Origin of the sequence: Oikeobacillus pervagus (genome assembly GCF_030813365.1) — a bacterium.
GTDB lineage: Bacteria > Bacillota > Bacilli > Bacillales > DSM-23947 > Oikeobacillus > Oikeobacillus pervagus.
Window position 1 is genome coordinate 71,579 of record NZ_JAUSUC010000011.1, and the last position, 14,785, is coordinate 86,363.

At 36.5% G+C, this 14,785-nt stretch carries 21 protein-coding genes, 1 tRNA gene, 1 other RNA gene and 1 pseudogene; 6 read left to right on the forward strand and 18 right to left on the reverse strand.

The genetic code is table 11. The features are described from left to right. Positions 1–47: 47 nt before the first annotated feature. The 3 genes from J2S13_RS06200 to J2S13_RS06210 form a co-directional block, all read right to left on the reverse strand. Positions 48–1,070, reverse strand: a complete 1,023-nt coding sequence (locus tag J2S13_RS06200) for an ABC transporter substrate-binding protein (RefSeq protein WP_307256860.1) — start codon at positions 1,068–1,070, stop codon at positions 48–50. A gap of 86 nt (positions 1,071–1,156) precedes the next feature. Beyond that, complete coding sequence (locus tag J2S13_RS06205) at positions 1,157–1,921, reverse strand: ABC transporter permease (protein ID WP_307256861.1); 765 nt, start codon at positions 1,919–1,921, stop codon at positions 1,157–1,159. Then, on the reverse strand, positions 1,905–2,690 hold the full coding sequence (locus J2S13_RS06210; RefSeq protein ID WP_307256862.1) for an ABC transporter ATP-binding protein: 786 nt from the start codon (positions 2,688–2,690) through the stop codon (positions 1,905–1,907). Before J2S13_RS06210 ends, J2S13_RS06205 begins: the two co-directional genes overlap by 17 nt. Positions 2,691–2,981: 291 nt before the next feature. Between J2S13_RS06210 and J2S13_RS06215 the strand changes: the two genes are divergently transcribed. The 3 genes from J2S13_RS06215 (at position 2,982) to J2S13_RS06225 (ending at position 5,624) form a co-directional block, all read left to right on the forward strand. Beyond that, positions 2,982–3,806, forward strand: coding sequence for an MBL fold metallo-hydrolase (locus J2S13_RS06215; protein ID WP_307256863.1), 825 nt, complete (start codon positions 2,982–2,984; stop codon positions 3,804–3,806). A 175-nt stretch (positions 3,807–3,981) separates the two neighbouring features. Next, positions 3,982–5,238 carry an NAD(P)-dependent malic enzyme gene (locus tag J2S13_RS06220; protein ID WP_307256864.1) on the forward strand — a complete coding sequence of 419 codons (1,257 nt, stop codon included), beginning with the start codon at positions 3,982–3,984 and terminating at the stop codon, positions 5,236–5,238. A gap of 215 nt (positions 5,239–5,453) precedes the next feature. Continuing rightward, complete coding sequence (locus J2S13_RS06225) at positions 5,454–5,624, forward strand: hypothetical protein (RefSeq protein WP_307256865.1); 171 nt, start codon at positions 5,454–5,456, stop codon at positions 5,622–5,624. A 96-nt stretch (positions 5,625–5,720) separates the two neighbouring features. On the opposite strand, the gene J2S13_RS06230 is transcribed toward J2S13_RS06225, so the two are convergent. The 6 genes from J2S13_RS06230 to J2S13_RS06255 all read right to left on the reverse strand — a co-directional run bounded on the left by J2S13_RS06230 (position 5,721) and on the right by J2S13_RS06255 (position 9,810). Beyond that, positions 5,721–6,356, reverse strand: coding sequence for a spore coat protein (locus J2S13_RS06230; protein WP_307256866.1), 636 nt, complete (start codon positions 6,354–6,356; stop codon positions 5,721–5,723). A gap of 127 nt (positions 6,357–6,483) precedes the next feature. Next, entirely contained in the window at positions 6,484–7,635 is a 1,152-nt protein-coding gene (locus tag J2S13_RS06235) for a KamA family radical SAM protein (RefSeq protein WP_307256867.1), read from the reverse strand. A 195-nt stretch (positions 7,636–7,830) separates the two neighbouring features. Next, entirely contained in the window at positions 7,831–8,055 is a 225-nt protein-coding gene (locus J2S13_RS06240; RefSeq protein ID WP_307256868.1) for a hypothetical protein, read from the reverse strand. A 27-nt stretch (positions 8,056–8,082) separates the two neighbouring features. After that, positions 8,083–9,009: a DMT family transporter gene (locus tag J2S13_RS06245; RefSeq protein WP_307256869.1), complete on the reverse strand. Its 927-nt coding sequence runs from the start codon at positions 9,007–9,009 to the stop codon at positions 8,083–8,085. Between the two features lie 104 nt (positions 9,010–9,113). Then, on the reverse strand, positions 9,114–9,419 hold the full coding sequence (locus J2S13_RS06250) for a hypothetical protein (RefSeq protein WP_307256871.1): 306 nt from the start codon (positions 9,417–9,419) through the stop codon (positions 9,114–9,116). A 1-nt stretch (position 9,420) separates the two neighbouring features. Further along, positions 9,421–9,810, reverse strand: a complete 390-nt coding sequence (locus tag J2S13_RS06255; RefSeq protein ID WP_307256873.1) for a hypothetical protein — start codon at positions 9,808–9,810, stop codon at positions 9,421–9,423. Between the two features lie 147 nt (positions 9,811–9,957). On the opposite strand from J2S13_RS06255, the gene J2S13_RS06260 reads away from it, so the two are divergent. Both J2S13_RS06260 and J2S13_RS06265 read left to right on the forward strand, forming a co-directional pair. Next, positions 9,958–10,203: a hypothetical protein gene (locus J2S13_RS06260; RefSeq protein ID WP_307256875.1), complete on the forward strand. Its 246-nt coding sequence runs from the start codon at positions 9,958–9,960 to the stop codon at positions 10,201–10,203. Between the two features lie 15 nt (positions 10,204–10,218). Beyond that, positions 10,219–10,449 carry a hypothetical protein gene (locus J2S13_RS06265; protein ID WP_307256876.1) on the forward strand — a complete coding sequence of 77 codons (231 nt, stop codon included), beginning with the start codon at positions 10,219–10,221 and terminating at the stop codon, positions 10,447–10,449. A gap of 80 nt (positions 10,450–10,529) precedes the next feature. Here the strand turns inward: J2S13_RS06265 and J2S13_RS06270 are convergent, their stop codons facing one another. From J2S13_RS06270 to J2S13_RS06280, 3 genes are all read right to left on the reverse strand, one after another. Continuing rightward, positions 10,530–10,718, reverse strand: coding sequence for a hypothetical protein (locus J2S13_RS06270; protein ID WP_307256877.1), 189 nt, complete (start codon positions 10,716–10,718; stop codon positions 10,530–10,532). A gap of 12 nt (positions 10,719–10,730) precedes the next feature. Then, on the reverse strand, positions 10,731–11,168 hold the full coding sequence (locus J2S13_RS06275) for an Hsp20/alpha crystallin family protein (RefSeq protein WP_307256878.1): 438 nt from the start codon (positions 11,166–11,168) through the stop codon (positions 10,731–10,733). Positions 11,169–11,334: 166 nt separating this feature from the next. After that, positions 11,335–11,802, reverse strand: a complete 468-nt coding sequence (locus tag J2S13_RS06280; RefSeq protein ID WP_307256879.1) for an Hsp20/alpha crystallin family protein — start codon at positions 11,800–11,802, stop codon at positions 11,335–11,337. Positions 11,803–11,955: 153 nt separating this feature from the next. Between J2S13_RS06280 and J2S13_RS06285 the strand changes: the two genes are divergently transcribed. Next, complete coding sequence (locus J2S13_RS06285; RefSeq protein ID WP_307256881.1) at positions 11,956–12,096, forward strand: hypothetical protein; 141 nt, start codon at positions 11,956–11,958, stop codon at positions 12,094–12,096. Between the two features lie 92 nt (positions 12,097–12,188). On the opposite strand, the gene J2S13_RS06290 is transcribed toward J2S13_RS06285, so the two are convergent. The 6 genes and pseudogenes from J2S13_RS06290 to J2S13_RS06315 form a co-directional block, all read right to left on the reverse strand. After that, positions 12,189–12,587 carry a thiol-disulfide oxidoreductase DCC family protein gene (locus J2S13_RS06290; RefSeq protein ID WP_307256885.1) on the reverse strand — a complete coding sequence of 133 codons (399 nt, stop codon included), beginning with the start codon at positions 12,585–12,587 and terminating at the stop codon, positions 12,189–12,191. 142 nt (positions 12,588–12,729) lie between these two features. After that, a complete protein-coding gene (locus J2S13_RS06295; protein ID WP_307256882.1) occupies positions 12,730–12,936 on the reverse strand; it encodes a YozQ family protein in 207 nt (68 codons plus the stop codon). Positions 12,937–13,192: 256 nt separating this feature from the next. Then, positions 13,193–13,582: RNase P RNA component class B (gene rnpB, locus J2S13_RS06300), an RNA gene on the reverse strand. Positions 13,583–13,609: 27 nt separating this feature from the next. Beyond that, positions 13,610–13,698, reverse strand: a tRNA-Ser gene (locus tag J2S13_RS06305). A 199-nt stretch (positions 13,699–13,897) separates the two neighbouring features. Next, on the reverse strand, positions 13,898–14,383 hold the full coding sequence (locus J2S13_RS06310) for a PaaI family thioesterase (RefSeq protein ID WP_307256883.1): 486 nt from the start codon (positions 14,381–14,383) through the stop codon (positions 13,898–13,900). Between the two features lie 186 nt (positions 14,384–14,569). Continuing rightward, a pseudogene (locus J2S13_RS06315) lies at positions 14,570–14,785 on the reverse strand (IS4 family transposase); the annotation flags it as partial.

Consider the following 14,785-nt stretch of genomic DNA (forward strand, 5'->3'; position numbering starts at 1 on the left):
AATTTCTGTCTTTCTATTAATTTAACGGATTGGTGGAGAAAATGCAATCATTTTTTTGTTACTTTTTTATTTTCTAAGAATTGTTTATCAATTAGTTCTGCAAATTTTGGCTGATCTTTTAAAAACTTAAGATCATAGGAAGAATCGGCAAATTGTTGAATAACATCTGCATTTACTTCAGATGTGTAATGAATTCTTTCCCAAGAACGGTCTACAATATCTTTCTCTAATTCTTGTTTTGTAATATCTTTAATAGTTTTTATGGCAATTTCTTTCGCTTCCTCTGGATTCTCATTAATAAATTGAATGGCTTCTTTATGAGCATCCACTATTTTTTTTACTAATGCTGAATCTTCTTTAATTAATTTTCCACTTGTAGCTAAAACGGAGTTAGGTAAAGTCGTGCCAAAAGAAATTTTATCACTGTCAACAATGACCTTTGCACCTACTTCTTTCACTAGCAAGGAAGCCCATGGTTCAGGAACGGAAGCAAAATCAACTTTTCCTGATTGAAACAACCCTGCATACTGTGCTGGATTTCCAGTAGTATGTTTCATCGTTCCACCGATTCGAGTAGATTTAAGACCGTAGTCCTTGGCAAATGTTTCAAATTGAACATCATGTGTACATCCAACCCCAGGAGTAATAAATGTCTTACCTGCTAGATCATCAACGGTTTGAATGCCACTTTTTTTACTTGCTACAACGACCGTTCCACCAGAAGATCCGCCTGCAATAATTTTCACATCGGCTCCATTCGCAAAATGATTCATCACTGGACCTGGTCCTACTAAACCTGCTGAAATATCCCCTGTCTTAAGGGCCGTCATAAAAGCACCGCCATCGGGAAATGTTTTATATTCAATAGTCACATCTTCCCCTAATACTTTTTCAAACAATCCTTTTTCCTTTGCAATCATTGCTGGAACATGGTCAATATTTGGGAAAAAGCCGATGACAACCTTTTTCTTGCCGTCGTCTGAACCTGAGCTTTTTTCCGAACTACAACCAGCTAGGACACCTGCTAGTAATAATAAGACTACCGCGAAAAAACTCATGAAATTTTTCATCATTTTATCCCCTTTCTTAACATTCTAATGGTAAAATCCCTACATTTGTCGGTTAATAACACATGAAGAAGATGCTTTAGCAACTATTAAGACGATGCTTGCTCTAATCCCCAACGTCTCATCACATTCTTTTCAACACGTTGGAAAAATAGTAAATCGACAATTGTACCAATAACTCCGATCAAGATCATCACCGCAATGACCAAGCTCATATTTCCAAAGTCTGAAGCGTATTTTAACGTGTATCCTAAACCAGGACCTGTACTTAAAATTTCCCCCGCCATTAAAGCTCTCCATGCGAATGCCCATGCAAGTCTTGCACCTGTTACCGCATACGGGATCGAAGCTGGAAATATAATTTTGATAAACAAATCAAATCCGGAAGAACCCATTGTTTGTGCGGCTTTAATATACAGTGGGGAAACATTTTTAATACCAATTCGCATATTGATTGTCATGACTAATGTTCCACCGAGAACGACGATAAAAATAACCGCTTTTTCATTCAATCCAAACCACATGATTGCTAGTGGCAGCCAAACGATACTAGGAACACTCTGAAGAGCTAGAATAAGTGATCCTAATGTGTCATCTGCTGTTTGCGATTTAGCCAATAAAATTCCTAACGATGTCCCTAGAATAAGTGCGATCGTTAATCCAATCAATAGTCTTTGGAAGCTTGCACCTAAATCATAAATAAGTGTTTTGTCTATGAATCCTTGGATAAGAGCCTCCCATACATCGGTCGGTTTTGGCATGATGTCTGGGCCCCATCCACCAGCACGTACACTCATTTCCCAAATGACAATAAAGAGGACGTAGAAGACAATTTGTTTAATTACCCGCTGCATAAGCTAATTCCTCTTTAACGACTTTATCAATCTCACCTTTCAGGAGATCGACTATTTTTTCTTCAAGTATGGCAACTTCCTCTTGATTAGATTGACGAGGTCTGGGGAGATTAACGTCAAGATCTGCAATAATTCTACCTGGCCGAGTCCCCATGACGATGATCCGGTCTGAAAGCTTTATCGCTTCGTTAATACTGTGGGTAACGAATACGATTGTTTTCTTCGTATCGACCCAAATCTTCTCAAGTTCTTCATGAAGTCTTGAACGAGTTTGTTCGTCCAATGCCCCAAATGGCTCATCCATCAGTAATAATTTTGGGTCCATTGCTAAAGCTCGAGCAATTGCTACCCGTTGTTGCATTCCCCCTGATAACTCGTGAGGAGAGTGCTCGGAATAATTACTTAATTGCACCATTTGTAGAAAACGGAGAGCCACTTTCTTCGCTTCACTCTTATTCATTTGTTTTCTTAAAGGGAACATGACATTTTCCACAACAGTCATCCAAGGGAATAATGCAGCTTGTTGAAAAACCATTCCGCGGTCGATTCCAGGCTTAATAATTGGACTCGCCTCTAAGAAAATTTCGCCCGTTGTAGCATTGGTTAATCCAGCAACCATCGATAATAGAGTCGATTTACCGCAACCAGATGGGCCTATAATCGAAACAAATTGCCCCTCTTCAATTGAAAAATTTATATCCATTAACACATCTTGTGTCATATGACGATTTTTATATTTTTTTGAAAGATTCTTAAATTGTAAAAACATCCTTTCACCTACTTTAATTATAATTCCTATATATTAAATCGGATTAATTAGTATTATAGCGTTTCACACGATAATGTCAATTATTTCTCGCTATATTTTGAAATTTATTTGCCAATAAAAAAATGAATAGTTCATTTCATTCCAAGCATCCTATCTATATATGGATAATTTTAAAAATAATTGAAGAAAGTGATGAATGTGATGAATGTGAAAGTATTTTATTCATTCAACCTATCGTTTGGTCGGTGATTAATCGTTCTATTTATCAAAATAGTGAGGGGGAAAATTCTGATGGATATCCAAGGGAATCAGGAACAACAACCATTATTTCAGCCTTTCTTTGCACAAGCGGAAAAAGGGTATGAAGTCCTTCCCGATTTATTTGTATTGCGCACGATGATAGTCAATGTATGTTTTGTTGGGGAAAGAGGTAGTGATCACTGGGTTCTAATTGATGCAGGAGTTGGGCCCGCTGCAGAGTCCATTCTGCAAACTGCTGAAGAACGTTTCAGAGGGATCCCGCCTAAAGCCATTATTTTAACCCATGGACATTTTGATCATGTTGGAGCATTATCTGAATTACTGGAGCATTGGGATGTTCCTATATTTGCTCAAGAGGAAGAATTACCTTTCTTAACGGGAAAAGAAGATTATCCACCTGCGGATCCAACAGTAGGAGGCGGCTTAATGAGTTTGATTTCTCCTTTATATCCAAATGAAGCCATTAATCTTGAAAATCGTATTCATGCCTTGCCAATCGATCATAAGGTTCCATACATGGATGGTTGGAGATGGGTCCATACACCGGGACATACACCAGGACATATTTCCTTATTCCGGCATGAAGATAGCGCTTTAATTGCTGGAGATGCATTTATTACAGTGAAGCAAGAATCTGCTTTAGCTGTTATAACACAGGAGAAAGAAATTCATGGTCCCCCAGCCTATTTTACAACAGTTTGGAAAGCTGCTTGGCACTCAGTCCGAATCCTTGAAGCCCTAAAACCAGCCTACGCCATAACCGGACACGGCTTTGCTATAGAAGGAGAAGAATTAACAAAAGGCCTAGAAAACCTAAGCTGCAACTTCAAAGAAATCGCAATTCCCAATAATTAGAGGGTGCCTGGCACCCTCTAATTTTGCCCAATTATAAATTATTTTAAAATTTTCAGAAAATTTTGTTGCTATTTTCGAAATGTCTGTTATATAATAAATAAAAATATGAACAACTGTCTTAATACAGGAAGTGGTTGTGATAAAGAGACTTTTTTAAGGGAGTGGAAATAACAAAATGAAAAATTTGAAACAAGAGGCATTAGATATTCACCGTTACCACCAAGGAAAATTAGAGGTGAGCGCAAAGTTAAACGTGAAGGATATAAAAGATCTTAGCCTAGTCTATTCCCCTGGTGTTGCTGAGCCATGTCGGGAAATACATGAAGACAGCGAAAAAGTTTACGATTTTACAATGAAAGCAAACACGGTTGCAGTCGTAACAGATGGTACAGCTGTATTAGGCTTAGGTGATATTGGTGCTGATGCTTCTTTACCGGTTATGGAAGGAAAAGCGATTCTTTTCAAGAACTTCGCTGGTGTCGATGCATTCCCAATCTGTATCGGTTCAAATGACATTGAAGAAATTATTAAAACAGTTAAACTTCTAAAAACTGGATTCGGTGGTGTCAATTTAGAAGATATTAAGGCTCCAAATTGCTTTATCATTGAAGAACGTTTAAAAAAGGAACTTGATATTCCAGTCTTCCATGATGATCAACACGGAACTGCTATTGTTACATTAGCTGGTTTAATCAATGCTTTAAAACTAACAAAAAAATCATTTGAAAATTTAAGAATTGTCATCAATGGAGCGGGTGCAGCTGGAATGGCCATTGCCAAGCTTTTATTAAGCTTTAATGTACAAGAGATCATAATGTGTGATTCAAAAGGTGCTATTTATAAGGGCCGGTCAGAAGGTATGAACCCAGTGAAAGACCAAATTGCTGAAATGACAAACCATGGAAGAATAAGCGGAACGTTAACTGATGTCATCGAAGGAACAGATGTATTTATTGGTGTTTCCGTTGCTGGCGCTTTAACGGAGGAAATGATTAAAAAGATGAATCATGACCCAATTATTTTTGCAATGGCCAATCCTGACCCAGAAATTTTACCGCTAGAGGCAAAAGCAGCAGGTGCGAAAATTGTTGGAACAGGCCGTTCAGACTATCCAAACCAAGTGAATAATGTTCTAGCATTCCCAGGAATTTTCCGTGGGGCATTAGATACGAAATCAACAGATATCAACGAAGAAATGAAGGTTGCGGCGGCTTATGCAATTGCTTCCTTAATCTCAGAATACGAACTCCATGAAGACTACATCATCCCTTCTCCGTTTGATGCTCGCGTAGCTCCAGAAGTTGCAGCTGCAGTAGCAAAAGCTGCTATGGATTCAGGAGTGGCAAGAAAACATATAGATATCGAAAGTTTAAAAAATAAAACCTACCAACTTTCTGCCATCCAAGTCAAACCCGTAGAACTGATCATGTAATCACATCAAAATCAAATTGTACCAAAACCCTACAATTAATTTGTGGGGTTTTTTCAGGTGCTTTTTTCCAGGTGCCAGGCACCATCCAGGAAATCCCAACTTCATCTAAAAAGTTCCCCTTCCATCCGGTTTTCACCTTTTTCATTTGGTTTCATACATTATTTTAAATAAGGTATCTGCTTTCTCGTGATTTGGTGATCAGGGGGGAATTTGAAATGAAAAATAGGCGGTCTCATCCGAAACCACTAATGTATATTGTCAACCCTAAGGTTGTTCCTGTTCAAAAGGAAACTCAAGATGTCTCCATATCTCATTGTAATGTTGTAACTAAACGTGGAAATGGTTCGAAATGGACAAATAAAAAATCCAAATTTTCAAAGAAATAATGATGGTATTTAAAACCAACTGGAATTTCCCCACATATGCATTCATCGTGGAAATTCCAAAAAAGCAATCGACAAATTGTCGATTGCTTTTTCTTATTAATGGGTTCCCGAAGGATTTGTTGAAAATTTCACTTGTCCTTGACTAGGGGCAAATCCAGAAACCATTTGTTGCGTAGTTTGCTGATCAAACTGTGGCACTTGATAATATTGATTTTTATTTTGATAAAGAAAAATTTCATAGGCCATTTCGATGTAGTTTGGAACACTATCTGCAATCATTCTACGAAGAATTGGATTCGTCACTTCAGTAGCCACTTTAGCATAAGTTGTGGCAGCTGATTTCATTAGACCCAACATTTGACTAGAAATTTTTTCACTATTGATTTCTGAAATGGATTGACAAGGTTTCTTCGGTTGTGAAGATTGCATTCCAAAAACAACCTCATTTTCTTGTTGCATCATATAAGTTTGTGTAGGATGTGACGGTTTTTGCCCCGTAGACAAGGCCTCAACGGTTATATTATAACAATCAGAAACAAACCGATAATGACGGTCTATCATCCCCTTAAGTTCTTGACAGCTCACATTTTGACGTAACATCATATATTGATCCAATAAATTGATCGTACAAGATAGAAGTTCATGAACATCAAATAATTCATGCCCTCCATGATTGTATTTAGACGGAATGGATTGTGAATGATTCATCGTTTCTGTACTCATTTGTGTCATCTGATATTCCCCCTTTTAAATAATGCGCATACTCTCAACGCTTTTTTAGAATTTGTCAATCATCTAAAAAACATTCAGTTAAAGGGGAACCAATTTCAGTAAAATCAAAGGATGAACACGTTTTCATTTAATTGAATACAGGTTGCTTCTTCTCCTTCATCGTTTCAACCATCTTTTTAACAGGCTTTTTCCAATACCTTTCATTTCCAGGTAAGTCATCAAACCACGAAGCATGATCTGGACATTCCAATACCATAAATTGACCATAGTTTCCTTCTCTTGATTGGTGATATTTTAAGTAAGCCCTTCCATTTTCAATAGCTAATATTTCAATTTTTCCTGATGTATGACTCATGGACAACCGAACGCGTTTTCCAAGGCCAGATGTTCTCATTTTTGCCTGTTCTACAATTTTATACACGTCTTTTAGTGGCAAAACAAAATCATGATTTCCCGCAACAGGACGGTTTACAAAGAAATAATAAGGATGGACCCCAGCAAAGGATAATTCATCAAGTAATTTCCCTAATACAACTGGATCATCATTAATTCCTTTAATAATAGGGGTTTGATTGACTACCATTGCCCCTGCATTTTGAAGCGCTTGAATGGCCTTTCTAGCTTGATCAGTCATTTCTCTAGGGTGATTAATATGTGCCATGATGTAAATTCTTTTTTCAGGGGAGGAGTTCTCACGGATTACTTGTAGTAATTCTTCATCTTCATATATTCTCATCGGGTTAAACACAGGTAATTTCGAACCGATCCGAATGATTTTAACATGGGGTATTTCACGCAAACTTTCGATAATCCCGCGGAGTTTTTTCGTTGCTAAAATGAGCGGGTCACCGCCTGTAAGGAGGACGTTGTTGATTTCTGGATGACTGCGAATATAATCCAAACCTGGTTGAACATCTGACATGGCCTCTTTTATATCATTTCGGAACAATCGTTTTCTAAAGCAATATCGACAGTAGGCCCCACAGACTTCAGACACAAGTAGAAGTGCAGTCGTTTTGTATTTATGTTGACATCCTGGAACGACATAATTCGTCTCTTCATCAGAAGCATCCCATCGACCATATTCATTCAATTCTCCTTCATTTGGGATCACTAATCTACGTATGGGATCATTAGGATCATCCCAGTCAATCAATTTTAAATAATAATCATTTACACGGAACACATACTTTTCCGTAATGGATTTCAATTTCATCCGGCTTTCTTCAGGGATTTGTGTAATCTTATCAAGATTAGTTACATATTTAAGTCTTGTCATACCCTTCACCCTTTCTTATTTATCGTCCATCATTATCGTACTATAAGAAAGGAGGCACTTGACTGAATTTCCAATAATATTCAAATAGTTTTCAACATTTTATGAATCTTTTTCAACAAAACTTGTAGAAAAAGGGTGAAAATTGGACCCATAGCGCAAAGCACACAAAAGAAAAAAACCGCCATTCAGCGATTTTCACAATAATTCTTGTAATAGATGATTTCGTTTCTGCCTTTCCTCTTCTGAACTAAGATCATATTTTTTTAATAAGTGGAACACTTCATTTAACACATCTTGAGTGTGATCGTTTTCAAGGAAGGTTTCAAATTGTGAAATAATTTCAGCTGGTAAATAATCGTACTGTGCTTCAAATTTTTTTCGAACATCTTCCTTCGTGTGGTCAATTGGACATTGTCCCATTTGCTTCGGCTCCCTATCTCACTTTTTTTATGATGCTTCTTTTGGAGAAAATTGATTTTTCTTCACCTTTTTGGATACCTGTGTAGATAGATACACTCCTAAAATAACAAATAAACCACCAAGTAGTTGGTACCAAGCCAAACTTTCCCCGATAAAAATAATGGCAAAGATAGATGCAAAAACCGGGATAAAGTTAAGGAATATTCCTGCCCTATTCGCTCCGATTTCACTGACAGCTGTATTCCATGCAATGAATGCAACAATAGAAGCAAAGGTACCGATATAAAGAACGGCAAAAAAAGAAGAAAAAGACCAAACGAAATATGTATGTGGATCTAATACTTCACCCATAAAAAATGGGAATAACATGATAATTCCAAGAATGATTGTCACAAAAAATGTCGAATAATTAGGTAAAATATTGGAATACTTTTTAATCATAATGGAATATACACTCCAGCAAACAACCGCAACAATCATTAATAAATCGCCTTTATTAAACGAAAGAGAGAGAATATTATCAAACGAACCTTTAGAAAGAATAAAAACTACCCCACCTAATGAAAGAATCGTACCCAACATTTGATTTCTGTTCAAATGCTCCTTAAAGAAGACAAAGGAGAAAATAAAAATAATGATGGGTGTAGATGAGTTCACGAGGGAAGCATTAATTGATGTCGTATGATGCAAAGCAATGTACACTAATGTATTAAACCCCGCGACACCCGTTAATGCCATGAACAAAACGACTGGCCATCTTTCTTTAATCGTTTTCCATTCTTGTTTTAGCGGATTCCAAACAAATGGAATAAAAATAATCAATGCCGTACACCAACGAAGGAAAGAAAGAGTGTAAGGTGGTAATTGATTTGAAACAGCACGTCCAATTACAAAGTTTCCCCCCCACAAGATCGTTGCTAATACAAGTAGGAAATAGGGAGAGGGCTTTTTCATTTTCGTTCACTTCCATTCTTTTATTCACCATTATATAACAATTCCTGATATCATTCTATGTTTTTCTATACAACAACTTGCAAATAAATTCATTCACTCCCCCTTTATTCCTCCTGAACGATGTCATTATCGGAATGAAGGATTTTTTGATTGATCAGTTGATTTATCCAAGCTGGCTGCGCCGTCTCTTTGCTTTCATTTAATACGTCGATACAATCTTTTTCGTCCAAACGTGATATTAATTCTTGTAAATGATTATGATCCCCTTGAATCGTTCCAAATCCTTGATTCTGTTTGGAGTGGCTCGTAAAATCTGTTGGTAAATTATTTCCAAAATTTACACAAGAAGCGCCTTCTACTGATCCAATTCGAATAGAACCGATGATAAAGGTCGGGGAAAAAGTCTTCAAATTATTCACTTCCTTTATTCATTGTACGTTCAACATGATAAAGAATATTTCTTCCATTAAACTGAATGGAAATATCCCCATTATGATCTTTCCTCTTTTTATCCGTTTCATTTTCCTTTTTCTTGCCGCCTTTTTCTACTGCTTTTTCTTGCTTTTTTTTCTCTAGAGCAGGTGAAAAAGTATTTCCGAAATTAAGCATTCCACTTAAATCCTTAATATCAATTTTATCTAGATGATAAGCCAATTCCTCAAGATTTAGAGATTCAATATTTACAGTGTTAATCGATAAATGGATTGTTTGTTGTCGTTTTACTTCGTTTAATTGTTGTTCTAACCGTTCTATTTTTTTATAGATGTTTTGGAGATCATTAATTAAATTCTCGATCTTCACTTTGCCTCACCCTTCAAAGTATGGTACGGATTGTCATCGATTCGCATATAATGACTTATATAGTGAAACTGCCCTCATCGATCCATATTCTTGTTCTCCTGATTCATCCCCCTTCATTTGAATAAGAAAAAAAGGAGGAGAATGGTGATGCCATCTACAATTATTTTTAATACGATTGCTGCGAATGGAATGGAAACGAATGCAGCGATTTTTGTTGGGGAGAATAGTGCGTCTGGATGGGATTCAAATAATAAGAACCAAACGAGTATCGGATTCATATTTGGAGTGGGAAATGCATTTCCGTATAACTTTAATCTATTGTATGATAATGATTATCTTGATACGCCCATTGTAGATAATGATGTGGAGAATGCGCCAGCCGCTCAAGCCTAGGAGATGTCACCAAAAATGACTCCAAACATCATTTTTCATAATATTACTATTCATGTGATTGAAGATAATTCAGGGATATTTATAGGCTCAAATGTGATGACTAATTTTAGTACAAATGTTCATAACAAAAGTGGATTTGGAAGTGTCTATGGAAATCATAATCAGATGTCTAAAAACGTCCATATTTTCCATGATGATGATGTGATTGATACTCCTATTAAAAGCATGACGGGAGTACCTAAATGAAATTAGGGGTGAGGATGCCAGGCTTCTAAGATATTTTGATGCCTGGCATTTATTATATTTCTTCAGGCAGCCTATCCCTTTTACTTTTCAGAAGACTTTATGATTGCCATATTTTTCTTTATTACATTGGAATGTCCAGAAATCTGACCAAATCCTTCATTTGACTGTCGGTCATGTTTCCATCGGTATTGGATGTTCATCCCATAACATATACTTGAAGTATTAAAAATCGTATCGACTTTAAAATCTTTGTACCGTATGGTCGGCAATGGAATCCCCCCTTATGAATGGAAATGAATTTGAATATTTTCCCCATTCTCCTCTTTTTCAAATTGTTGGTCGAAAGGAATAGTGATCAATAGTAAACCGTTCCAGTAGTTAGCATGGATGGAATCTAATAAACAGTCTTTCGGCAACCTAATTTTCCGCTTGAAAGGCCCAATCGCTCTCTCATCTTGGATCATTTCTTCTAAATCTTTTCCATAACTTCGTGTTAACTCACCTTCTATAATCAGTGTATAGGAGTACAAGCGAATGGATACATCTTCTTTTGAATGTAAGCCTGGCAATTCCACCGCAATAATGAGTTCGGTTTCCCCCCTCGCAATATCTACCCTAGGTCCGACAAAAGGTAAAACATCGGACATCACTTCCCAAAAATCTTCTCCTAATATTTTTTTCGCCTCTTCCATTGAGTGAAAGTGTTTCTTTGGCTTCATTCATCATTCCTGCTTTCAAAATATTTTTATTGTTTATTTATATGGGAAAGGAATTCATAATATGTCTTGCTTTACCATCTTGAACACGGGCTCGCTAGAATCACACCTTATCAGCCCCTTATTTCAACATAAAAAAAAAGACCCTTGAACATCATGAGCCTGTTATTTACCCATATGGATTGATTTTTTTGATTGGAATCATTCTTTTTTCTGTTTCCTTTGCTTTGGGCAAACGGATTTCTAACGTATCGTCTTGGAAAAGTGCGGTCCCTAACTTAGGTTGCACGGCTACTGTAAGCGGAATCGTCAATTTCTCTTTTTCAGAAAAGGAAATCGATAAATAGAATGAACCACATTGAATAAGAATATCGTCCACAGCGATTTCATTAGGTAGATTTATTTGAATGATCATATAACCATGAATATTATATATCTGATAATTGTTGAACTTCTTGGGGGTTGGTTTCTTTTTCATTGGGGGTTCCCAAGGGATATATTCATTCCCATCAGGAATAGTCGGTAAATATTTCGAAAGAAGGTCGTTCATGTGATGATCAAAATTTGATGGATTATTTAGATTTCCATTCATGATGGATAGAAAAGTTTTTAATGGATCAAAGTTTTGCCAATCCACATCATATCCCCTCCCTAGGCGTTACTTATACATATGAATCCGGATCATAATTGGTCACTAATAGACATTTTTCAAATGGAAATAAACACCTCGTAATCTTTTTTAATTTCCTCCTCACACTATAGAGGAAAATCATACTGGAGGGATTGGGAAATGTCTCATACATGCTTTTATTGCGGATATGAAATAGAGGAAAACAAAATACATGAAGTAACATTAATTAAATCTCAACAAGAAAGTGATGAGACACTTTGTGATGTATGTTATTCAGATTGGTTAGAAGGGATTAAGTAACATCTTATTCAATAAAGGGTCGTTTCTCCCATTTTCAAATTTACATGGGGGATCCCTTTTTTATTTTTCCTAATATGGATTCCACCTTCATTCTATTCTTCCTCTTCCATAAATCGTGATTTCCATTCGGGTTTTGGAATCACACAAGTAGTGCTTTTTCCAAAAAGATGATAGCGATGTTTAGCAACGAAATCATACATTCCATCTCTTAATGACTTTGGCAACAGAATAAATACATAACAAATAGGCCATAGATGGGATAGTTTTTTGGCGATTCTTAAGGCTGCAGTGGATTTCTCGTAAAGTTTTCCATTTTCAATGAAAATCATTGATTGGTTGCCAGTTGGATTTTGATCATATTGACTTAAGATTTTTCTTCCAATTTCAGATTGTAGTGAGGCAAAATGGATATTTCCATTTTGATCCCGCTTTAAAATAAACTGTACAGCCCTTTGACATAATAAGCACTCTCCATCAAACATCACAATCATTTTCTTCAATCCTCTCCCCCCTTTCCTTCATTCTAACAAGTACATGTAAAACGATCATGACTTTTTTCGTCCAATAAATACAAATTTTTATGTATTTATTGAAAAAAAGCCCCCATCAATGATGACGAGGACTTTATCAAGGTTAACCTTTTCGTAGAATTTTTTCACTTTCTTCATCGTTCAAATTCTTCATTTTATTGTCAATTGTTCCTTCCATTAGCGTATCACTTACTTGTTCATGAGTAGCAGCTAATCCGGAAGCTAATTCATTATCATTTGTGTAATCTTCAGGATCATAATGTCTACCAGCAAGTTGATCTGTTTGAAATGACTCTTTATTTTGTATCATTTTATCCCCCTTTCCATGATTATGAAAACGTTACTGTTTAGCAAGACGATAGAAATCATATTTTTCTATGTTCGACTAATAGCTGTCATATTCATTTTCCCAAAATTGTCCCTTCATCATTCATGCTTAATTGAATTCTTTTTTCAATAAAAAGAAGCACCCAAAACGTACAAAGTACATTTCGGATGCTTCTATATGTGAAGAGCAAGGAGCCCCTCTTGATTCATATCATAAAAATTCTCTAAAGGTTATGGACCTTCGTAAGCCGCGTTCTGTTCATTTCGTGCTACAAGCGGAATTTCCTCGCACATAAATGGAGAATCATCTATCTCACAGATTACTGTGGTGTCTGTCGGTTCAATTCCTTTCAGACACTTCCCCTACCATTGTTTGGGTTTCTCGCTCATGGGGTTTACCTCGTTCCACCTTCAATGTTTCCAATGAAGCTTCGTCACTGTGGCACTTTCAGAGTACTAGAACCATATCCGAAAAAGGACTTAGGTACTTTCCCCGCCGTCAACCAACAGGATTGTTAGTTGCCCTAGCTTACGGTTTCGCTAGGCATGATCACTACAGGCATCGCAGCCTGTGCGAGCGCGGACTTTCCTCACAAATCACCAGGAATTTGTGCGATTCTCTCCAGCCCATACCTATATAATAAATGGTTTTCTAACAGAGAGCAAGGGATTCGAACCCTTGAGACGCTATGAACGCCTACGCGATTTCGAGTCGCGCTCCTTCAACCAACTCGGACAGCTCTCTAAATCATCATTTTATTAAATTTGTGACAAGGAAAAGTATAGCATATATTTTCATAGAAGTAAACATCTTATAACTTTTTTATGATTAAAAATCCGCAAATATTATTATTTCATTTGCGGATTATATTCTTTCAAATATTATAATAAATGGCTCTAACACAGAAAAGTAATCGCTTACATTTTGCGATTAAATTCATATCTTATTGGTTTTGTAAAAATGTAGCTGGCATCACAACCGCAATGACTTCCCCTTTTACACAAACCGTATCACCAGCATAAACTTCTGTTACAACTTTAAATTTTTTCGGATGGATTTCCTCAACCTTTCCAACCGCTTTTAACGGACATCCATGTGGAGTTGGTTTCAAAAAGTCCACTTTTAACGAACCAGTCACAAATCGAGGTGGCTCAGCCCCGTCTCCCACAACATGTCCATTTTTTTTATGCAAAGCTAGTGCAGCTGAACCTGTCCCATGACAATCGATTAATGAAGCAATTAACCCTCCATAAACAAAGCCAGGAAGAGCAGTATGTTCTGGTTTTGGTTCATAAATCGTTACAGTTTGATCCCCTTCCCAAAAGGTACGGAAATGATGGCCAGATTCATTTTTTTGACCACATCCATAACACCAGGAAAAATCATCAGGATAAATATCTTGAATAGCTTTTACTTCATTTTTGATCATGTCAATCCTCCCCTTTCATTAGGAAGTATACCATAAATACCCAAAGGAAATCACAAAATAATTAAAAATTTAGATTGTTCGAAAAATAATTGAAGGAGGTGATTATCTTCACAATTTACTTTAAATAAAAACAATGATTGACAAAAGTGTGAACAAATCATTAAAATAATGTTAACTATTATTAACTCAACTTTCGCAGAGTGATATCGGCAAATAAGCCTTGATATAACTAGGAAGGCCATCGATCCACTGTTCGAGTTGACTTTGAATTAATTTTTTGATTTTCCTATTCGTTTGCTTAAGTGCATCTTGAAGAAGCTCGATCAACTGCTGTAATGCGACAGCCCAATCAAGTTCATTCACTTCATCACATAATTCATAAAACAGACCACCGATTGTGCG